General features: G+C 46.1%; 19 protein-coding genes. 10 read left to right on the plus strand and 9 right to left on the minus strand.

Going from position 1 to position 21,806, the window contains the following annotated elements:
* Positions 1-4: 4 nt before the first annotated feature.
* The 3 genes from AC6I7V_RS13585 to ggt all read left to right on the plus strand — a co-directional run bounded on the left by AC6I7V_RS13585 (position 5) and on the right by ggt (position 3,409).
* Entirely contained in the window at positions 5-799 is a 795-nt protein-coding gene (locus AC6I7V_RS13585) for a helix-turn-helix domain-containing protein (protein ID WP_498011034.1), read from the plus strand.
* A 98-nt stretch (positions 800-897) separates the two neighbouring features.
* Complete coding sequence (locus tag AC6I7V_RS13590) at positions 898-1,560, plus strand: LysE family translocator (RefSeq protein WP_498011035.1); 663 nt, start codon at positions 898-900, stop codon at positions 1,558-1,560.
* Positions 1,561-1,651: 91 nt separating this feature from the next.
* Complete coding sequence (gene ggt / locus AC6I7V_RS13595; RefSeq protein ID WP_498011036.1) at positions 1,652-3,409, plus strand: gamma-glutamyltransferase; 1,758 nt, start codon at positions 1,652-1,654, stop codon at positions 3,407-3,409.
* 729 nt (positions 3,410-4,138) lie between these two features.
* Here ggt and uvrD read toward each other — a convergent pair.
* Complete coding sequence (gene uvrD, locus AC6I7V_RS13600) at positions 4,139-6,316, minus strand: DNA helicase II (RefSeq protein ID WP_261882271.1); 2,178 nt, start codon at positions 6,314-6,316, stop codon at positions 4,139-4,141.
* Positions 6,317-6,581: 265 nt separating this feature from the next.
* Between uvrD and AC6I7V_RS13605 the strand changes: the two genes are divergently transcribed.
* From AC6I7V_RS13605 to AC6I7V_RS13625, 5 genes are all read left to right on the plus strand, one after another.
* Positions 6,582-6,842, plus strand: a complete 261-nt coding sequence (locus tag AC6I7V_RS13605) for a BufA1 family periplasmic bufferin-type metallophore (protein ID WP_255229599.1) — start codon at positions 6,582-6,584, stop codon at positions 6,840-6,842.
* A 72-nt stretch (positions 6,843-6,914) separates the two neighbouring features.
* Positions 6,915-7,778 carry an MNIO family bufferin maturase gene (gene bufB, locus AC6I7V_RS13610; RefSeq protein ID WP_498011037.1) on the plus strand — a complete coding sequence of 288 codons (864 nt, stop codon included), beginning with the start codon at positions 6,915-6,917 and terminating at the stop codon, positions 7,776-7,778.
* Entirely contained in the window at positions 7,772-8,533 is a 762-nt protein-coding gene (locus AC6I7V_RS13615) for an HvfC/BufC N-terminal domain-containing protein (protein ID WP_498011684.1), read from the plus strand. The genes bufB and AC6I7V_RS13615 overlap by 7 nt, the downstream gene beginning before the upstream one ends.
* 10 nt (positions 8,534-8,543) lie before the next feature.
* A complete protein-coding gene (locus AC6I7V_RS13620; RefSeq protein WP_498011038.1) occupies positions 8,544-9,002 on the plus strand; it encodes a DoxX family protein in 459 nt (152 codons plus the stop codon).
* Positions 9,003-9,122: 120 nt separating this feature from the next.
* Positions 9,123-10,558 (plus strand): IS1182 family transposase gene (locus tag AC6I7V_RS13625; protein WP_498010782.1). Its coding sequence is split into 2 segments (ribosomal slippage): positions 9,123-10,296 and positions 10,296-10,558, totalling 1,437 coding nucleotides; the frame shifts between segments, so codons are not numbered across the junction.
* A 137-nt stretch (positions 10,559-10,695) separates the two neighbouring features.
* On the opposite strand, the gene tsrA is transcribed toward AC6I7V_RS13625, so the two are convergent.
* Together tsrA and AC6I7V_RS13635 are read right to left on the minus strand one after the other, a co-directional pair.
* The gene (tsrA, locus tag AC6I7V_RS13630) at positions 10,696-10,992 is read right to left on the minus strand and encodes an H-NS-like global regulator TsrA (protein WP_498011039.1); all 297 of its coding nucleotides are present in this window, start codon (positions 10,990-10,992) and stop codon (positions 10,696-10,698) included.
* 104 nt (positions 10,993-11,096) lie between these two features.
* Positions 11,097-12,242, minus strand: a complete 1,146-nt coding sequence (locus tag AC6I7V_RS13635) for a multidrug effflux MFS transporter (protein ID WP_255231784.1) — start codon at positions 12,240-12,242, stop codon at positions 11,097-11,099.
* A 151-nt stretch (positions 12,243-12,393) separates the two neighbouring features.
* Here AC6I7V_RS13635 and AC6I7V_RS13640 point away from each other — a divergent pair, with 151 nt between their 5' ends.
* Both AC6I7V_RS13640 and AC6I7V_RS13645 read left to right on the plus strand, forming a co-directional pair.
* Positions 12,394-13,335, plus strand: coding sequence for a LysR substrate-binding domain-containing protein (locus AC6I7V_RS13640; protein ID WP_255229596.1), 942 nt, complete (start codon positions 12,394-12,396; stop codon positions 13,333-13,335).
* A 204-nt stretch (positions 13,336-13,539) separates the two neighbouring features.
* Positions 13,540-15,330, plus strand: coding sequence for an aminopeptidase P family protein (locus AC6I7V_RS13645; RefSeq protein WP_498011040.1), 1,791 nt, complete (start codon positions 13,540-13,542; stop codon positions 15,328-15,330).
* A gap of 125 nt (positions 15,331-15,455) precedes the next feature.
* On the opposite strand, the gene thiH is transcribed toward AC6I7V_RS13645, so the two are convergent.
* The 6 genes from thiH to thiC are packed head-to-tail and all read right to left on the minus strand — an operon-like array spanning position 15,456 to position 21,718.
* On the minus strand, positions 15,456-16,568 hold the full coding sequence (gene thiH / locus AC6I7V_RS13650; RefSeq protein WP_255229594.1) for a 2-iminoacetate synthase ThiH: 1,113 nt from the start codon (positions 16,566-16,568) through the stop codon (positions 15,456-15,458).
* Positions 16,569-16,588: 20 nt separating this feature from the next.
* On the minus strand, positions 16,589-17,356 hold the full coding sequence (locus tag AC6I7V_RS13655; RefSeq protein WP_498011041.1) for a thiazole synthase: 768 nt from the start codon (positions 17,354-17,356) through the stop codon (positions 16,589-16,591).
* Positions 17,357-17,360: 4 nt separating this feature from the next.
* Positions 17,361-17,615 carry a sulfur carrier protein ThiS gene (thiS, locus tag AC6I7V_RS13660; RefSeq protein WP_498011042.1) on the minus strand — a complete coding sequence of 85 codons (255 nt, stop codon included), beginning with the start codon at positions 17,613-17,615 and terminating at the stop codon, positions 17,361-17,363.
* A 35-nt stretch (positions 17,616-17,650) separates the two neighbouring features.
* Positions 17,651-18,406, minus strand: a complete 756-nt coding sequence (locus tag AC6I7V_RS13665) for a HesA/MoeB/ThiF family protein (protein WP_498011043.1) — start codon at positions 18,404-18,406, stop codon at positions 17,651-17,653.
* Complete coding sequence (locus AC6I7V_RS13670) at positions 18,396-19,778, minus strand: thiamine phosphate synthase (protein WP_498011044.1); 1,383 nt, start codon at positions 19,776-19,778, stop codon at positions 18,396-18,398. Before AC6I7V_RS13670 ends, AC6I7V_RS13665 begins: the two co-directional genes overlap by 11 nt.
* On the minus strand, positions 19,778-21,718 hold the full coding sequence (gene thiC / locus AC6I7V_RS13675; protein WP_498011045.1) for a phosphomethylpyrimidine synthase ThiC: 1,941 nt from the start codon (positions 21,716-21,718) through the stop codon (positions 19,778-19,780). The genes AC6I7V_RS13670 and thiC overlap by 1 nt, the downstream gene beginning before the upstream one ends.
* Positions 21,719-21,806: the final 88 nt, after the last annotated feature.

Genomic DNA, 21,806 nt, shown 5'->3' on the forward strand with positions numbered 1-21,806 from the left:
CACCATGGATAAAGTCCACTACTACTCAACCCCCACTGAAGATATCAGCCTGATCCAAGCTCAATACCAAGAGTTTGCCTTTCAGCGCCACTATCATTTGGACTTTCACATTGGTTTGATTACCCAAGGGCAGCAAAAATTCATCTATAAGGGGACTAGCCATCATGTGGGAGCGGGTCAGGTCGTGATTATGCCACCAGATGAGCTGCATGATGGTCACTCAAAACTGGATTCAGGCTATCAGGTAAGCGTGTTCTCAGTATCTCCTCAATGGTTTCAAGATCTTGCGGATCCCGACCAAAACGGTCACACATTGAGCTTTTCGGAGCTGATCCTTTCTGATCACGCCACTTTTTCACAACTGCGCAACCTGCATGGCTTGCTCATCAATCAAAATATCAGTCAACTCGCCCAAGATTGTCTCCCTTTTGAAGGGTTTTCGACGATTGTGGATCGTTATGCCAAGTTTGGATCCAAAACCGAAACTCAATTAGGTAATCAATCTATCGAAACACTGAAAGAGTACTTAATGGAAAACCTCGACCAACCAGTACGTTTAGAACAGCTTTCTGAACTATGTGACCTATCAACCACGCAGTTCCAACGCCACTTTAAGAACAAAATGGGCATGACACCTTACGCTTGGCTAAGTCGTTTGCGTATGGAGCAGAGCATGAGGCTCATCAAATCAGGAGTGTGTGGTACTGAAGTAGCGCATCAGGTTGGTTTCTACGACCAAGCTCACTTTTCAAAGGCGTTCAAGACAACCTTTGGCGTTCCGCCCTCACAAATTAGCTAAGTGTTGATTATTTACAATTGCTCTGTGTGAGATCTAGGTAAGCTAACCCATATACCAACAACAGTTAGAATCTAGCTAAGCGTTATCGAGATTAGACAATGAACGAAATCACCATCCTTATCACCCTAGCCTCAATTCATTTTATTGCCTTAATGAGCCCCGGCCCAGACTTTGCGCTTGTGGTCCAAAATGCCACGCGCCACGGTAGGCAGACAGGTTTATACATCGCGCTAGGTTTATCGTGCGGGATCTTACTTCACTCACTGCTGAGCCTGACGGGTATCAGTTACCTGGTCCACCAGCAACCAACTCTATTTGCGATTATCCAGTTAGCCGGTGGTAGCTACTTACTTTACTTAGGCTACGGTGCTCTTAAAGCGACATGGGCAACGATTCAAAGCCATGATGACGACAATCAAGCGCTCAACTCTAAAGATCTTATTCTGACCAACAAACGTAAGGCTTTCTCTAAAGGCTTTGCCACTAACATCCTCAATCCAAAGGCGTTAGTGTTTTTTATCAGCTTGATGTCGAGCTTAGTCCCTGCAGATATGTCTCTGTCTGGCAAAGGTTTTGCGCTACTAATCCTGTTTGGTCTATCGCTATTTTGGTTCTCACTATTGGCTTGGATGCTTTCTACTAAAGCACTTCAGAAAAAGCTGCATGAAGCGACCGTCTATATTGACGGCTTGTGTGGTGTACTATTTAGCATGATAGGTTTAAGTATCTTATGGCAATCAGCTTCATCATTGATCGCCTAAATTAGAATCAAGATTACAATTCGTTAACAACGTACTGGCTAAATATCGTTTCCACTGCCAATCTAGCTCTGCATATGAAAAGGAGAAGATCATGCAGTGGAAAACAAAACTAACAACCCTCGCCACTTCTACCCTACTTTTTGCCTCTCACGTCAGTTGGGCAAATCAAGCTGCCGATTCCGTCGCTCCAGAACAAAGTAGTGGTTTAGAAACCAAGCAACTCGTCAAAGCCAACGATTGGATGGTCACAGCAGCCAACCCATTGGCAACACAAGCAGGCGCTGACGTACTTGCGCGTGGTGGTAACGCAGTAGACGCCATGGTTGCGGTGCAGCTAATGCTTGGCTTGGTTGAACCACAATCGTCTGGAATTGGTGGGGGTGCCTTCCTTGTCTATTTTGATAACGAAGCCAAACAGCTAAAGACCTACGATGGCCGCGAGACTGCACCACTAGATGCAACACCTCGCCTGTTCCAAGACGAAAATGGAAAGCCCCTTAAATTTTACGATGCCGTTGTTGGTGGCCGTTCGGTGGGCACACCGGGTACTGTTCAATTGTTATGGGATACTCACCAGAAATACGGCAAGTTGGAGTGGGCATCATTGATAGAGCCCGTCGCTCAGTTAGCGAAAAAAGGCTTTACCATCAGCCCGCGCTTAGCGACATTGATTGCCAATGATCAACAGCGCCTTAGCCGCTTTGCCACCACTAAAGCTTATTTTTTTAATGCCGATGGCAGCCCAAAGAGCGCAGGAACTCTTCTTAAAAACCCAGAGTACGCCGCAACACTAGAGGCCATTGCTAAAAACGGTGCCAAAGCGTTTTATCAAAGTGAAATATCTGCTGATATCATCAAAACAGTACAAACCGCCAAGGGGGACCCCGGTGTCTTAGCGCAAAAAGACTTCGACGCGTACTCCATCAAGCAACGCGAACCAGTATGTTCCGCTTATGAGAGCTACGATATCTGTGGCATGGGACCACCAAGTTCAGGTGCCCTCACCGTCGGTCAAATCTTAGCGATGACCGAGCAGTTTGATCTCAAATCTTGGGGACCAAACGATGCAAAATCTTGGCAAGTGTTAGCAGACGCTTCTCGCCTAGCCTTTGCAGACCGTGGTATGTACATGGCAGACCAAGATTACGTACCAATGCCAACTCAAGGGTTAGTAAACACTGACTACCTTAAAGAACGTGCGCAGCTCATCACTGCAGGAAAGGCATTGGAAAGCGCGCCATCAGGTACCCCACCTTGGGATCACGCGATGCAAAGAAGCCAAGATATCTCGATTGAGCTTCCTTCCACCAGCCACTTCAATATCGTCGATAGCGATGGCAATGTCGTGTCCATGACCACTACGATTGAGAATGCGTTTGGCTCGCGCTTAATGGTGAGAGGCTTCCTACTTAATAATGAATTAACCGACTTCTCATTCAAAACTCATAACGATGGTAAGCCTATTGCTAACCGCCTAGAACCGGGCAAGCGTCCACGCTCTTCGATGGCGCCAACCATCATTATGCAAGATGACAAGCCTTACATGGCGATTGGCTCTCCGGGTGGCAGCCGCATCATAGGTTATGTTGCGCAGACAATCATCGCTCACACACAGTGGGATATGGATATTCAGCAAGCGATCAACCAACCACACTTCCTAAATCGTTTTGGCACCTTAGACCTAGAAAAAGGCACCTCAGCCGAAAACTTCAAACCTGAGCTAGAAAAGATGGGATTTGAAGTCAATATTCGCGATCTTAACTCTGGCTTACACGCTATTCGCATCACGAAAGATGGTTTAGAGGGGGCAGCAGACCCTCGTCGTGAAGGTGCAGCGATAGGTAAATAGTCGGTTATTACGCCTTTTTACTCGCTGATTTGTGAGAGATCTCTTACAAAGCAGTGAGTATATATCGATATTTAACTAAGAAAACTAGTAACAACAGAACCTAAGCAATTGAAATAAAACAATACGTATATTTTACCATCAATATTACTGTAAGAAATTTGAGTTTCGACCATTGCTGATAAATTGGGGATCGGTAATATGAATGGTGTCGGAAGGATGCTGACACGGAACAGGAAAACACCAAGGACTTGGTTATCTTCAGGATGAAGATTCGATTACTCAGGATGAATAATCGGCACGGATAGCGAAATTGGACATTGAATGGACGCAATAGTAACTAGGATGGTTGCTACTAAGGAAAGACAATGGACACCTCTGGACGAGGAAAGGACTGAACATCAGGATGATGTAAGGGACACCGCTCAAGGAACAAGTGACGCGCGCTAACGAGGATTGTTGGCAGATCAGGATAAGATCAAGGACACCGCTAGGAAGGCGACGAAAGGAATACGCTGAAGGATAACAGCACACTATCATGGATTAGATGCATGGAGCACACTTAGTAGCCGGATTGCTGCGAGTAAGACTATAGACCCCGATGAGCGCAAGCTCTCGGGGTTTTTCTTTATCTGCTGTTTATCGCCTTTCTGGACACTCAACCTAAGTATCGCTCACAAAAAAGCCACCCAAAGGCAGCTTTTCATCAACTCTTTCAAATCTGTCTAGCGTTTAGCCTAGCTTCTCTAAACGAGCGTAAGCAGTCACCAGCCATTTGATCCCTTCACCATTGAAGGCCACCTGAACTCGGCTCTGTGGACCACTGCCCTCAAAGTTGATAATGGTACCTTCACCAAACTTAGGGTGTTTAACACGTGAACCTAAGCTAAAACCAGTTTCGTTGAAGTTCTCTTTGACTGCGGTTTGTCCAAAGCGACCACTGCTTGCTGGGCGACTCACCTGTGCTTTCATTCGTACTTCATCAAGACAAGTTTCAGGCAGTTCACGAATGAATCGCGATGGCTTGTGGTACTTGTCTTGTCCATACAGGCGACGCATTTCTGCGTAGGTGATATAGAGCTTTTCCATTGCACGCGTCATACCTACGTAGCAGAGACGACGCTCCTCTTCCAAGCGCATCGCATCTTCGGCAGACATCTGACTCGGGAACATTCCTTCTTCGACACCAACCATAAACACCATTGGGAACTCAAGACCTTTAGCACTATGCAGAGTCATCAATTGAACAGCGTCATCAAACTCATCAGCCTGACCTTCACCCGCTTCCAGTGCTGCGTGGGTCAAGAATGCCGTTAACAGACTCATCTCTTCGGCCTCTTCCGGCTTCTCGAATTGACGAGTCGCCGTCACAAGCTCTTCCAAGTTCTCAATACGTGCCTTCGATTTCTCGCCTTTTTCTTGCTCATACATAGCAAACAAGCCAGACGACTTAATCACGTGGTCAGTCTGTTCATGCAGGCTCATCTCGTGAGTATCGTCTTCCAGTGCGTTGATAAGCTCGATAAATCGGCTCAATGCCCCCGCAGCTCTGCCCGCCAAAACCTGTTCTTCAAGAAGTGCGATACTCGCCTGCCACATCGTCGCGCCACGGTCACGCGCTGCAAAGCGAATGGTCTCTAGGGTTTTATCACCCATACCGCGCGTTGGCGTATTCACCACACGTTCAAAGGCTGCGTCATCATTGCGGTTAGACATCAATCGCAGATAGCTCAGTGCATCTTTGATCTCCTGACGTTCGAAGAATCGCATGCCGCCGTAGATACGGTAAGGCAATCCACCTTGAATCAAAGCTTCTTCAAGTACACGAGACTGGGCGTTGTTACGATAAAGCATCGCCGTATCATTCAGAGCACCGCCCTTATCTTGCCACTCTTTGATTTTGCTCACCGTAAAGCGAGCTTCGTCGAGCTCGTTGTAAGCCGAATAAACCGAGATAGGCTCACCATCGTTACCATCTGTCCACAGCTCTTTACCCATACGCTCAGTATTATTCGAAATCAATTCGTTCGATGCTTGCAAAATGGTCTTGGTAGAGCGGTAGTTCTGTTCCAAACGAATGGTGGAGGCACCTGGAAACTCATCTAAGAACTTTTGGATATTCTCAATTTTAGCACCGCGCCAGCCGTAGATTGATTGGTCATCATCGCCGACGATCATCACTCGACAGTCAGGACCTGCCATCATGCGCAGCCATGCGTATTGAATGTTGTTGGTATCTTGAAATTCGTCGACCAAGATATGCTTGAAACGCGCTTGGTAGTGTTCACGAATGTGCTTCTTATCACGCAGAAGTTCATGACAACGCAGCAAGATCTCAGCAAAATCGACCAAGCCCGCACGATCACACGCCTCCTGATACGCGGCATAGATCTTAAGCCAGGTCTTGGTGACTGGGTCATTGTAGGAATCGATGTGGCTTGGACGTAAGCCTTCATCTTTCTTGCCATTGATCCACCAAGAAGCCTGTTTCGCTGGCCACTGCTTCTCATCGAGATTTTGCGCTTTAATCAAGCGGCGCAATAGACGAATCTGATCATCAGAGTCAATGATTTGGAAGTCTTCTGGTAATTTTGCATCTAAGTAGTGAGCGCGTAAAACACGGTGGCAAATCCCGTGAAAGGTGCCGTTCCACATACCTGAAGAGCTACCCATCATCAGCTCATCAATACGACCACGCATTTCAGCGGCCGCTTTGTTGGTAAAGGTCACCGACATAATCGAAAACGGCGATGCCTGCTCTACGGTTTGCAGCCATGCGATACGGTGCACCAGCACTCGCGTTTTACCACTGCCTGCTCCCGCTAAGATCAGCAAATTTTCTAAGGGTGCAGCCACTGCCTCACGCTGCTTGTCGTTGAGGCCATCGAGTAAAAGCGAAGGATCAATCATTTGGGTTTGCTCACTACTGGGTATTTATACATAAAAGTTGATTATAACCTAAACACAGTGCGCAGTTTAGGAGAATAAGAAGAAAAAACATCCAAAAATAAGCTATTAATAATCATAACCTTACCCCTTAATGCATCACTTACTTCTATATTTCTTCGGTTGTTTTGAAATTATTTCTTCGTTCTTCCTATCCTTTTTACTAAGCAAGTTAACAAAACCTTAACCTGCTCAATGTAAATAACAATTAAGTCTAGAGGGAATGACTATGAAAAATTCTAATCTTGCTGTAACCGCTGCAATCACAAGTGTACTAGCGTTTGGTGGTACTGTTTTAACTTCAGCTCCGGCAGAAGCGGCAGCGAAAGAGAAGTGTTATGGCGTGTCTAAAGCTGGTCAAAATGACTGTGCGACTAAAACAAGCTCATGTGCTGGTACAGCAAAAGAAGATAACCAAAGCGATGCATTCGTTGTCGTACCTAAAGGGCTTTGTGACAAGCTTGCTGGCGGTAGTACTCAATCTTCGTAATACCCGCTATCAACCAGGTGAGCATGCTCATCAGCTCACCTGGATTGTTCCACCCACCTAAGGAGAATACCTGTGGCTCATCCTCTACACCCGCTGGCAGGCGTGGGTTTAAGAACACCTCACTTAGATTATTTTAGCCACAACTCTAATAAGGTCGACTGGTTAGAGATCCACAGTGAGAATTACTTCTCCCCACATGCAAAAGCAACTGAACAACTCAGGGCGATTCGACAGGACCATGAGATTAGCTGCCATGGCGTAGGTTTATCACTGGGTTCTGTGGAGCGTATCAGTCAGGAGCACTTGTTCCTGCTCAAACGCCTAATCAGCGACATTCAGCCATTTTTAGTATCAGACCATCTAAGTTGGAGCCAAACCGGTGGCTATCATTTCAATGACCTATTGCCACTGCCTTATACCGAAGAAGCACTCGATGTGTTTTGTCGCAATGTACTCGAGGTTCAGGATGCTCTGCAAAGGCCCTTGCTGATTGAAAACCCTTCGAGCTATCTGGCATTCAAACACTCGACAATTCCAGAGTGGCAGTTCCTTGCTGAAGTTCAAAAACGAACTGAGTGCCGATTGCTGCTCGACTTCAACAATATTTTTGTCTCTTCGTTTAATCATCAACTCAGTTGTGACGACTACCTCGAGGGAATTCCGGCCGATGCAGTGGACGAGATCCACCTTGCTGGTTTTACTAAGAAGCAGCTAGAAGATGGTGAGATATGGATAGACACCCACAGTAAGCCGGTTTGTAATGAAGTGTGGCAACTCTACAAACAATGGCTTATGACACACGGCGCGCGGCATACATTGATCGAATGGGACCTAGATATCCCAGAGCCTGAGGTGTTGCTTAATGAAGCTGAAAAAGCCAGCCACCTACTGCATCACTATCAAAGTGCAGAGTCATTACGAGGCCAAGCATCATGAGTTTCTTAGCTGAAATACAACAAGCATTTGGTGATGCGCTCCGTTATCGAGGTGATGATTCACTGTGTCAGGTCGTTAGCGATCACTTCTCAGATAGCCAGAGGCTACAAATCTATCGTAACAACTATGTTATTGGTGTGAGTGATGTACTTGCGGCTACCTATCCTCTTGTCCAAGCCTTGGTTGGTGAAGAGTGTTTCGCCCAATTGGCACGTCATCATGTGCTTAGTACGCCACCTCAATCGGGTGATATAACAGAGTACGGAGAAGGCTTTGATGAGGTCGTTAAGCACTTTCCAGCGGTTGTCGAAGCCGCTCCTTACCTGACAAACATGATTCAGTACGAGTGGCACAAAGATGCGCTAATGCGTGCCGAATCAAAACCAGCGACGACAGGACAATATCCACTGGCGGCTCTCTCTGCAATTCCAGAGCATCATCATGCTGAGTTGGTGTTTCACTTGCTTCCAGACATTGTCTTGCTCAACTTCGATTATCAAGTGCTGACTTTAGAACAAGCCATCATCAATAACCAACTCGACGGACTCAATATCGCCCAACCGGAATTTGCTGTCTTACAGAAAATAAATAACCATACCTTGGAGCCTCATATCGTGACGTCAGAAGTCTTTCAGCTTCTGCAAGCCTTCCAAGCCCAACAAATGTTCGCTGATATCGACCCAACACTGCTAGCCCATCTTAATGATGTCTTGGCGCTCAATATCATCTCTGGATTTTCTATTAGCGGTAAATAGGAGAAATAAAATGGATAACGACACCGTGACCAACATGATGGCTCAGTACGATAGCCTCGTTGATAAGTTCCAGGCCCTGTTTGTACCAGCGTTACTGCTGTTTTGTCGCCTATGGGTTGCTTGGGTCTTCTTTAATTCTGGGCTGACCAAGATTGCCACTTGGGATAGCACTCTGTTTCTATTCGAGCTTGAATATCAAGTCCCGCTCATTCCATGGGAAATGGCGGCTTATCTGGGTACAGCTGCCGAATTGATTCTTCCAGTGTTTATTGCATTAGGCTTATTAAGTCGACCTATGGCGGTTGTCTTATTCGCCTTCAACGTGATTGCAGTCGTCTCTTACCCAGTACTTTGGGAGCAAGGTTTCTACGACCACCAACTGTGGGGGCTGATGATACTGATTGTGATTGTATGGGGTGCAGGTCCATTCTCACTAGACCACATCCTAAAACGACAATTCCGAGGCTAACCACTGCTCCTCAAGATCAAAAAAACCACTCATTCGAGTGGTTTCAGACTGCTGACAAAGGTCTAGCTTTCAAGCTAGACCTTTGATCTAATAGGGGTATCGAAATATGGATATCTCACTATGCTTCAAGAGCCTTCACCTCAACAATATGAACTCGAAATGGTCACCATGGAACAGCTCGTTCCTCAGAACCATTTAGTTCGTAAGATAGATAAAGCCATCGACTTCGAGTTTATCCGTAATGAAGTCGCTCACCTCTACTGTAAAGACAACGGTCGCCCACCTGTTGACCCTGTACGCCTGTTTAAAATCATCCTGCTTGGTTACCTCTTCGGAATAAAAAGCGAGCGACAACTCGTGAAAGAGATTGAAGTCAATGTCGCTTATCGATGGTTCCTGCGTATGTCACTGACAGAGAAAGTTATCCATGCATCGACACTCAGCCAAAACCGTATTCGCCGCTTTAATGGTACCGATGTGTTTGAGCGTATCTTTATCAATATCGTAGAGCAGGCAATGGCGAAAGGTTTGGTCGCAGGCCAAGAACTATTTACTGACAGCACGCACCTAAAAGCCAATGCCAACAAAAATAAGCACACGAACAAAGTGACTAAGGTTCGCGCCAGTGCTTATCTTGATATGCTCGATGAAGATGTCGCGCTAGACCGAGAGAAAGAGGGTAAGAAACCTCTAAAGTCACGTACCGCTGAGCCTAAAACTAAGAGCACCAAAACGAGTACTACCGACCCGGAAAGTGGCTTCATGACTCGAGATAATAAGCCCCAAGGCTTCTTCTATCTCGACCACCGTACAGTGGATGGACAGCATGGCATTATCTTAGATACCCATGTCACAGCAGGTAATATCAATGACTCTCAACCTTATGTGAAGCGTCTGGACTATACCCTAGAGCAATTTAACCTTAATCCAATCGCCGTTGGACTCGACGCGGGCTACTTCACTGCGCCAGTCGCTGAGTCATTAGAGCGTCGAAATATCTTAGGCGTGTTCGGTTATCGCAGACCATCGAGAACAAAGAATGCGTTCAAGAAAAAGCACTTCATCTACAATGGAGAGCGAGACAGTTACCGCTGCCCTAACGGTCAAGAGCTCATCTATAAAACAACGTCTAGAGATGCGTATCGTGAGTATCACTCCGACCCGAAAGAGTGTGCGTTCTGTCCAATGAGAGATGACTGTACGCAAAGTAAAAATATAAAGAAAGTCATTACAAGACATATCTATACGGACGCGATGGATAGAGCCAACCAAATGCGGCTCTCACCTTATGGAAAAAGACGTATAGGCGAAGAAGTGAGACGGTAGAGCGGAGCTTCGCCGACGCTAAGCAGCACCATGGTCACCGTTATGCCCGCTTCCGCGGGCTCTCGAAAGTGCAAATGCAATGTTGGTTGGCAGCTGCCGCTCAAAACATCAAGAAGATAGCCTTGGTGGTGAGCTATTTACAAAAAATAGGGCTAAATATGTCCCAAATACGTCAAATTATGGCGTCTAGATGCCAATTTAAGTGTTGGGCTCTTCCAAACTTCGCATAATAAAAAAATATCGCGATCGCGGCCTACGGCCGCTCGAAAAAGAGAACCCCACTTCAAAAAGTGGGGTTCGTCAGCAATCTGAAACCACTCATTCGAGTGGTTTTTTATTTACCAAGTAACATCACACCATTACTTGTTCAGAAATGCCTGTAGATCTTCTGCAGAAATGCCTGTAGATCTTCTGCAGAAATGCCTTGCTCTACCATCTCTTTTGCTAACAGTTGAACTTGTTCACCTTTACGGTCTTCAATCACACTCTGAAATTGGAACACAATATCGCGTAGTGTGTTAATTGGAACCTGCTTTGCAGCGCTGCGAATACGCTCACCACTTTGGTTACCAAGCTCGTTCAGCAATTTTCCAAACATGACCTTTTCAGGGGCGTCTTCCATTTGTTCTAAGACACGTGCCATTTCGTAGGTTGTTAATGACATTACAGTATTATCCGTTGTGATACTCACATTTTAATGAACGATAAATATACCATGTTTTAACGATGGAGAAACTGTCCATCTGTATAATTTGTCATCCAATTGACTTACGCCTGCTTAAGGACGCCATGCCACGATTTTCCAGCCTTACCAAACAGTACAAATAGTGCTGGAACAATCAGGAACATCTGCAATGCAATCATCACTTGTGGTTCTAATTGCAGTCGCTGCATAGTACCTACCAACAAGCCAGAACCACTCATCTGGAACAGACCTAACAGCGCAGCGGCTGTACCCGCTCGATCACCAAATGGTTCTAATGCTTTACCAGCAGATGCGCCAAGAATCCATGCAAAACCAACTGAAGATAAGAAGATTGGGAACATAAACGATAATGCTGTCGCTTGGTTTGCCAATACCAACATCAATACGCCTGCTAAGCCCAACAAAAGAATACCCACTACCAGTGTCTTATAGGTGCCACAACGATCCATGAACTTAGGTGCCGTGAATGCCGCAATGATATTGAACGCTGCATTAATACCAAACCAGAAAGTAAACTCGTTCATGCTCAAGCCTAGGTTTTCCATCAACACCACTGGCGCAGATGTTACATAAGCTAAGATTACAGCCATTGCCATCAAGCACAACGAAGCATGGAAGATAAACGATGGCGTTTTAAGTACTGACCAGTAACGCTCAAACTTAAATACCGCAACCTTCTCTGTCGCAGGGTTGGTCTCTTTCATCTGGAAAAACAGAATCGCACCGACAATCACTGCAAACCCAGCCATAAAGCTGAAATTGGATCGCCAGCCAAACTCTTGGGTTAGCCAACTTCCTAAAATAGGTGCCAACGCTGGAATAAAACAGATAGCACCATTTAGGTAGCTGATCATCTTGCCACTTTTTTCAGGACCAAATAGATCGCGAACTGTTGCAAACGCAGCAACGGAGGTTGCACACGCCCCCAATCCTTGAAGCAGTCGAGCCATCAACATCATATCAATAGACTGAGCGGCCCACGCCAAGCAAGCGCTCACTGCATAGATGCTGATACCGCCAAGGGCAACAGTTCGGCGACCTAATTTGTCCGCTAGGGGGCCAGCAAATAGTTGACCAACGCCCATCGCGAATAGGAACCAGGTAATGGTGTCTTGAGCTAATGCATGTTCCACGTGGAACGTCTCTGAAATTTGAGGTAAAGCTGGTAAGTAGATATCGATAGCCAATGGACTAAAAAGAACAAGCATTGCCAATAATGCTACTTGCAACTTACTCGGGGATGAATGCACAGACACGAGATTTTCCTAGTTGATAAATGATGGTGAGAATCATAACCAACTAAAGATATGAACAAAAATGGCTTATACTCATTACCATTATTCCCATATGGAAAATCTTATGAATCTCGAAAAATTATCTCGAATTGATCTCAATTTGCTGGTTTGCTTGCAGGTTCTCCTTGAAGAACTTAGTGTCACCCGCACAGCCCATCGGCTCTGTCTTAGTCAATCGGCAGTCAGTAAATCATTGGCAAAATTAAGAGAACAATTCGACGACCCACTATTTACACGTAGCGCTCATGGTCTGCGCCCGACGCCCAAAGCGGTATTTCTGAAGCCGCGTTTGGAAAACCTGATTAACCAACTTGAAGTGCTGACACAACCCGAAACGTTCACGCCTTACAATAGCGATCACAGCTTCCACATTGCCGCAGTTGAGAGTGTCTACCCACTTATCCTACCGCACTTTCTGCCAGCCATTTTCCAACAAGCACCACACGTCAACATCAATACGCACGCTTGGTCAGAGCAAACTTTCAAAAAGCTTCAGCTTGGCGAACTCGATATCGGTTTAACCGGGAAAGACATCGACATTAATGACGCGCGGCTCACCATGCTGCCACCCGATGATATCTGTGAACAAGAGATCTACCGAGACGCTCAGATGTGTGTTCTGAGGCGTAACCACCCAGCGCTTGAACAAAATTGGGACCTGGAAACCTATCTATCACAAAGGCACGTTCAAGTAAGATGCGATGGCAACGATCGCTGGTTGCTTGACTATAAACTTGCGGACATTGGCCGACAGCGTGATATCGCCATCTCGGTTCCCGATTTCAACAGTGCGGCAAGTCTGTGTACTTACACCGATTTTGTCTTCACCGCTCCGAGTCATTTTACTTATCTTGTTGCAAAACAGATGGATCTCGTTGTGGTACCACTGCCCTTGGAGTTTCCTCCGATGGCATACACTCTGTTCTGGCATAGAGACAGAGAGAATGACCCAGCACTGACTTGGTTGCGAGATATCATCAAAGAAAAAACCCTACACCTTAGATAAAAATGACGTACGCCGTTTGCTCTCTTGCGATAAAATGAGTAGCTTAGCTGTTGATAGTCCTTTTTGGCTCATCTATGGCCAGTTGTATTCCAGCTCAATTGATATATCGACCTTGTTCAGTTGACCCATGTCTTGCTGCAAGCAGATGGATACAACACCCACACCTGAGCATCAAGGAGCGATAATTTGAAGGAATAAACACAGATGCATAACGATACCCAAAGCCGCGTGAATGCAATTCGCGAATGGCTAGCAAAACACAATATTGATGCCCTACTTGTCCCACACGAAGACGAGTACTTGGGTGAATACGTACCGGCTCACAATGAGCGCCTGCATTGGCTAACAGGCTTTACTGGTTCTGCGGGCGCTGCTGTTATCACCAAAGACAAAGCTGCAATGTTTGTCGATGGTCGCTACACGGTACAAGTGAGAAAACAGGTACCTGCCGAACTTTTCGAATATCGTCACCTGATTGAAGAGCCTGCTCTTGATTGGATCAAAGAACAGCTGGCTCAAGGTGCATCTGTTGCTATAGACCCTCGAATGCACAACTCAGCATGGTTAGATGTTGCCCAAGCTAAACTAGCTAATGACATTGAACTTAAAATCTTGGAAAGCAACCCTATCGATGAGCTGTGGAGCGACCGCCCTGCTCCTATTGTTTCTGAAGTACGCCTAATGCCAACAGACGCAGTTGGTCAATCAAGCGAAAGCAAACGTCACGAGATCGCAGAACTTGTAAAAAAAGCAGGAGCTGATAGTGCCGTTATCACTGCACTAGACTCTATATGTTGGTTGCTCAATGTTCGCGGCCTAGATGTATCACGCTTACCTGTTCTTCTGTCTCACGTAATTCTTCATTCTGATTCTAGCGTTGAGTTCTTCTTAGACCCAGCACGCATCCCAGCTGAATTCGCTGCGCATGTTGGAGCGGATGTTACTGTTCACCACCCAGAAGCACTTCAATCTCGTTTAGAAGTGCTAACAGGCAAAAATGTTCTTGTGGACCCAGCAACCAGTAATGCGTGGTTTAAGCTAGTGTTACAAAACTCGGGCGCTAATGTAGTCAGCAAAGCGGATCCATGCCTAATGCCAAAAGCGGCAAAAAATGCGGTAGAAATCGCGGGTATGAAAGCATGTCATGTTCGCGACGGTGTTGCTATGACTCAGTTCTTATGTTGGTTAGATGCCGAAGTTGCTGCAGGTAACCTACACGATGAAGCAACGCTATCTGATAAGTTAGAGGCTTTCCGTCAGCAAGATCCAACACTGATGGACTTAAGCTTTGATACTATTTCTGCAGCCGGTGGTAACGCAGCAATGTGTCACTACAATCATGAGAATCAACCTGAACCAGGTAAACTTGAGCTTAATACCCTTTACCTTGTCGATTCAGGCGGTCAGTACCTAGATGGTACAACCGATATCACTCGTACCATTGCGATCGGCCAACCATCACCAGAGATGATCAAGCAATTCACTTTGGCACTGAAAGGTCATATTGGTGTGGCTCGCGCTCGCTTCCCGAAAGGTACACGTGGTTACCAGATCGATACTCTAGCTCGTCAGCACCTTTGGGCTGAAGGCTACGACTACGATCACGGCACAGGTCACGGCGTAGGTCACTTCCTAAGTGTTCATGAAGGCCCAGCGAGCATTTCGAAGAAGCAAATTGATGTACCGCTAACCGAAGGTATGGTGCTATCTAATGAGCCTGGTTACTACAGAGCGGATGCCTTTGGTATTCGTATCGAGAACCTAGAGCTCGTGGTTGAAACGCCAACTCAAGGTGACTTCCCTGTTCTGTCATTTGAATCACTAACACGCTGTCCTATCGACCAGCGCAACATCAATGTCGATATGCTAACGCGTCCGGAACTAGCATGGCTAAACGACTACCATCAGAAAGTGTGGGATGACATCAGTCCTTTAGTCGAAGGTGATGTGAAAGAGTGGCTACGTGCAGCGACTCTGCCAGTAGCACACTCATAAACAGCTAACACCACTGTTGCTAAATATATAAAAAGGCTCTCCATCTGAGAGCCTTTTGTTTTGGGTAACCTATCAAGTTTTGTTTGTTCTGATTTATGTTTCACGTGAAACACTATCTATATTGATTAACCAGAATATGCTGAGTGCCAATCTCGCCATACAGGGTCAAAACCCTTGGCACGGATCATATCCTCTACCGAAGCTGCACTACGTTCATCACTGATCTCAAACTGCTCCAGTTCAACATCATCCATCGCATAGCCCCCAGGTTGAGTTTTCGATGCGGCAGACATTGAAGTGATACCAAGAGGAAGCACATTATCTCTAAATGCAGGGGCTTCTCGTGTCGATAATGACAACTCAACTTCTGGATTGAGTAAACGATAAGCGCAAATCAACTGTACCAACTGTTTGTCCGTCATCACTGATTTAGGTTGCAAAGCCCCTTCGCAAGGACGCAGACGTGGGAATGAGATCGAATAACGCGTTTGCCAATACGTTCGCTCCAAATAATCCAAATGTGCCGCAACATAAAAACAGTCAGTGCGCCACTCCTCCAACCCTATCAAAGCTCCGATACCAATTTTGTCGATGCCTGCTTTAGCCAGACGATCAGGTGTATCAAGGCGATACTCAAAGTCTGTTTTGTTGCCACGCAGATGGTGTTCGCCGTAGGTAGATGGATGATAGGTCTCTTGATAAACCATCACAGCATCGAGGCCTAGAGTTTTAAGTTCTGCATATTGCTCCTGGTCGAGAGGCTGAACTTCCATCGCAAGGTAGTTAAACTGGTCCTTAATCATTGGCACCATTTCACGGAAGTATTTCATCCCTACTTTGGTTTCATGCTCACCGGTTACCAACAACACGCTATCAAACTTCATTGCTTTAATAGCATCGATTTCAGCAGAGATCTCATCGCGGTTGAGTGTCTTGCGCTTAATTCGGTTTTCCATCGAAAAGCCACAGTAGGTACATGCATTGGCACATAGGTTCGATAGGTACAATGGTATGTACAAAGACATGGTATTGCCAAAGCGCTTGCGCGTAAGTGAATACGACAACTGTGCCATCTGCTCGAGATAAGGCTCTGCAGCAGGAGAGATAAGAGCCTTAAAGTCCTCTAAATCACGCTTTGGCTTATTCAATGCGCGTTCAACATCACTCGCTGTTTTGGCATAGATCGACATCGAAATATCATCCCAATTGAGCTTGTTAAACTGGTCCACGAAACTCATAGCTAATCCTCGTCGATTTGTTACATCTCATCTAAGAATGAAGTGAGTGGACTCGAAGCCACTGCGTGAGAGACCTTGCCGGCCAGACCAGACTCATACGCCATTCGACCAGATTCAACGGCTAACTTGAATGCTTTCGCCATAGCAACCGGATTGTTCGATGCGGCGATAGCCGTGTTTACTAATACGGCATCTGCACCCATTTCCATCGCACGGGCAGCGTGCGAAGGTGCACCGATACCGGCATCAACAACAACAGGAACGTTCGCTTGGTCAATAATAATCTCTAAAAAGTCATGGGAGACGATGCCTTTATTCGAACCGATTGGCGCTCCTAATGGCATTACCGCGGCACACCCCACCTCTTCTAAGCGTTTACACAACACTGGATCAGCATGACAATAAGGTAGAACAATAAACCCTTCACGAACCAACTGCTCTGCAGCTGCGAGTGTTTCGATAGGATCTGGCATTAAGTATTTTGGGTCAGGGTGAATCTCTAGCTTCAACCAATTGGTTCCTAGTGCTTCTCGAGCAAGCTGGGCAGCAAACACCGCATCTTTGGCATTTTTGGCGCCTGAAGTGTTTGGTAGTAGACTGACTCCAGCTTCAACCAAGGGTCTTAAGATGTCGTCTTGCTGATCGTTAACATCTACACGCTTGAGGGCCATAGTTGCAAGTTGAGAACCTGACGCTTGTATCGCCTCAGCCATTAAGTGGCTATTGGCGAACTTTCCGGTTCCGGTAAATAGTCTTGATTCAAACTTCTTATCTCCGATATGTAGCATGTCGTTATCCTCCTGCTATTGCTTGAAACAGAGAGATGCAATCTCCCTCACTAAGTAACGTGCTACCCCATTCACCGCGAGGTATCACCGTATTATTGATAGCGAAAACACACCCCATTTCGGGTAACTCAAATTGATGAATAATTTTCTGTAGATCGCTCTGATTAACGATTTGCTGAGGCTGTTCGTTAATGACGATTGTTATCATCTCACTACTTTCACTTGCCCCTTCAAGGTTTGCTCGTTCTAATATTGTCATTGCTCTTAATTCTCTTTATAACCTGTAACCCAGTGCTAACTACAAACCTGACAGCTGCTATCTTTTGTTATTGCTAGCTTCTGCCATTGCATTTTCAAACCATCAAATAGGTGCAGTTCGTTTGCTTTGACGTGGAATTTGCCTGTCGCAAGTTTTTGAATAGCGGCCAGTGCTTGGTAGTTACCCATAGTCCCAACCACAGGACCTACAACACCAGACTCGCTGCACTTCTGTGTCTGTATGAGTTCATCAAAAGGATACAAGCATCGATAACAAGCAGCTGATTGTTGTGACTCTTGGTGGTCAAATACTGCAAACTGGCCCTGCCATCCAATAGCGGCAGCAGAAACAAGCGGGGTGTTTTGCTCAAAGCAGGTTTGGTTTATCAATTGCCTTGTCGGCATGTTGTCACTACAGTCCAAGACCACATCCGCCAACATAACCTCAAGTGAAAGCTGACTGGGTTCTAAACGCTTATTGATAGTACGTACTTGCACCATAGGATTCAGTTCCGCTAATTGCTTTGCCGTTGCACTGGTCTTAGGCGTGCCTAGGTCTTGTTCACAATATATGACTTGCCTTTGTAAGTTACTGCTCTCAACAATGTCATCATCCACAATCACAAGTTTGCCGATACCCGCAGCTGCCAAATACAAACAAGCGGCACTGCCTAAACCGCCACAACCGACAACTAAAACATGAGATTGACCAAGCTGTGCCTGTCCATCCTCACCAATTTCCGGTAATGACACCTGACGTTGATAACGCAGGAACTCTCTATCATTCAGCACAGGCAACCCTCGGTTCACTTTGATTGTTGTTAGTGGACATTTCCTGCGTCGAACCCATTAGGTTGGCAAAGAAGTTGATCACCGACTGTGGGTCATTTGATAAAGTAATTGCGCGTACAACCGCAAGGCTCGATACCCCACACTCCCACACTTGGTCAGCATTGCTCTGATCGATGCCACCAATTGCTACTGTTGGAAAACCCAATTGTTGCTTAGTGCTCCCTCCAAAGGCGCCGTATGGAATGGTATCAATAAGCTTCTGATATAGAGCTAAACGAACCAAACCTTGTGGCTTAGAAGGCATCTCTTTAGTCGTCGTTGGAAATATATGACCTAAAGCGATGTAGCTCGGATGAATCTGCACGATTCGTAGCAATTCGTAGTAGCCATGTGTTGATAAACCAAGGCGAACCCCGGCTGAGCTTAACTGAGCAAGGTTTGATTGTTCGATATCCTCTTGGCCAAGGTGAACACCATAAGCACCATGCTTAATTGCTAGTTGCCAATAATCATTGATGAAGACTTGCGCATCGTATTGACGCCCCAATTCGATCGCTTTTTTCACTTGTTGCTCGAGATCTGCTTGTTGTGGGTTCTTAATCCGAAGCTGAATGGTATTGACACCCATAGGTAAGAGACGTTCAATCCACGATACATCATCAACAACCGGATACAGACCTAGGCTAGGCTTGGTCAGTGTGGCAAAACTAACGCTTTCGCCTTGAGCAGACCAGCCAACTTGAATACCTAAACGTTCATCTTCAAGAACAGGGGTTGGAAAAGCACTAAACTCAAATGCCCATACCTTAACAACATGATTTGAAGATATTGTACGAGTATCAAAAGCCGATGTTTCACGTGAAACATCCTCTGTCGGAGACATCATCGCGCGCGCTAGAGTTAACGCATCCTCGATCGGAAAGTCGAGTATCGATAGAGTCACGAACCAAGCCAAATGCAATTCTGGAGACACGTGCATGGCTAGGTGTGGAGGAACCGAAAGTGCTCTAACTTCATTATTTATAGGGTGACGCCAGATATCTAATTGACTGGAATTTTGAGCATCTCTCGAGTCTCTATCTGGAATACCAATGAATATGTCGGTTGACTCCTGATGACGACACTCTCTAACACTTAGCCTAGAATGATAGTAAAGCTTGTAATCTGAGACGTTAGAAGTCTCAACATTAGAGACAATGTCAGTTGAAAAGCTAGTAGTGTGTTGGTCATGAATGAGCTGTATCGATTGAGTTGGGCTCACACCCAACTCAACATTTTCGATACTAAAACCCTGCTCTTTCGCCAACAACAAACACTGCTGAACTAAGCCAGTTAGCTCAATCAATGATGACGGAATAAGGATTTTATTCATTAATCGGCGACCTCTGCAGTAGTAGCTGGATGATAGAGCTCAGACCCTGTTTCACGAAACTCTTGCGATTTTTGACGCATACCCTCTAATGGATCATCCAGCATCTTGATCGATATCGCTTGGTCAGCTGCAACCTGCTCTGTATCTTTGGCGTATTCGCGTACCTCTTGCGAGATCTTCATCGAACAGAATTTAGGTCCGCACATAGAGCAGAAATGGGCAACCTTGCCTGACTCTTGTGGCAAGGTTTCATCATGAAAAGCGCGCGCCGTTTCAGGATCAAGTGATAGATTGAATTGGTCTTCCCAACGGAACTCAAAGCGCGCTTTTGACAAAGCGTTATCACGTACTTGTGCACCGGGGTGGCCTTTGGCTAGGTCACCAGCATGAGCGGCAAGCTTGTAGGTAATCAGACCGGTTTTAACGTCTTCTTTGTTTGGTAAGCCTAAATGCTCTTTTGGTGTTACATAACAGAGCATGGCACATCCGTACCAACCAATCATGGCCGCTCCGATGCCTGAAGTTATATGGTCATATCCCGGTGCAATATCCGTCGTCAGTGGACCAAGAGTATAAAACGGCGCTTCATGGCAATGTTCAAGCTGCTCGTCCATGTTCTCTTTGATCATATGCATAGGCACATGACCAGGGCCTTCAATAATGACCTGAACATCGTATTCCCAAGCAATTTTAGTTAACTCGCCTAGCGTGCGAAGTTCGGCAAATTGCGCTTCATCATTAGCATCAGCAACAGAGCCTGGACGCAAGCCATCACCTAACGATAGAGCAACATCGTACTTAGCACAGATCTCACAGATCTCTCTGAAGTTTGTGTATAGAAAGCTTTCTTGATGATGAGCCAAGCACCACTTAGCGATAATTGAACCACCACGCGAGACGATACCGGTTACACGTTTCGCAGTCATAGGTACATAACGAAGTAGTAAGCCGGCATGAATCGTAAAGTAGTCAACACCCTGCTCAGCCTGTTCAATCAAAGTATCACGCATCACTTCCCAGTTTAGGTTCTCAGCAACACCATTAACCTTTTCTAGAGCTTGATACATAGGAACCGTACCAATCGGCACTGGGCTATTACGCAGTATCCATTCGCGCGTCTCATGAATGTTTCGCCCAGTAGAGAGATCCATCACGGTATCGCCACCCCAACGAGTTGCCCATACTAGCTTCTCAACCTCTTCCTCAATAGAAGATGACACGGAAGAGTTGCCGATGTTTGCATTAACCTTTACCAGGAAGTTTCGACCAATGATCATTGGTTCAGATTCTGGGTGGTTGATATTGGAAGGGATAATTGCGCGACCTTCAGCGACCTCTCTGCGAACAAATTCAGGAGTAATGTCTTTAGGCAGGTTAGCCCCAAAGCTTTGACCTGGATGTTGCTGAGTTAATACTTCATCACGGTACTGAGCCCTTCCCATGTTCTCTCGCAGAGCGATATATTCCATTTCTGGGGTAATGATTCCTTTACGAGCATAATGCATTTGAGTAACACATTGGCCATCTTTAGCACGTCGAATACGTGGTAGATTGCCGTAACGAAGCTCATCTAAGGTTTCATCTTCTAGGCGCTCTTTGGTGTAAACCGAGCTCACGTCATCGAGTAGTTCGGTATCGGCTCGCTCTTCAATCCAGCCCTCTCTCAGCTTCGGTAAGCCGTTATAAAGATCGATCTCATGCTCTGGGTCGGTGTACACACCCGAAGTGTCATAAACGCGAATAGGCTCATTCGGCTCAAAGATCGGCGCTTCTTTGGTGCCACCTATTAGGCTATCGGCTAAAGAGATTTCGCGCATAGGGACACGAATATCGGCACGAGAGCCTTCAACGTAAACCTTGGTTGAATTTGGGTACGGTTGTACCGAGAGAGTTTCAATAAACTGTTTTGCTTCCAGTCTCGCTTGCTTGCGATTCGACATAGCATTTTTCCTTGCTTCGTTATTCTAGATAATAAATTCGGATAAAAATGCTTGGCGGAAAGATGCGACAAGAGGGGCTGAACATAGG

The organism is Vibrio sp. KUL70 (assembly GCF_059725515.1).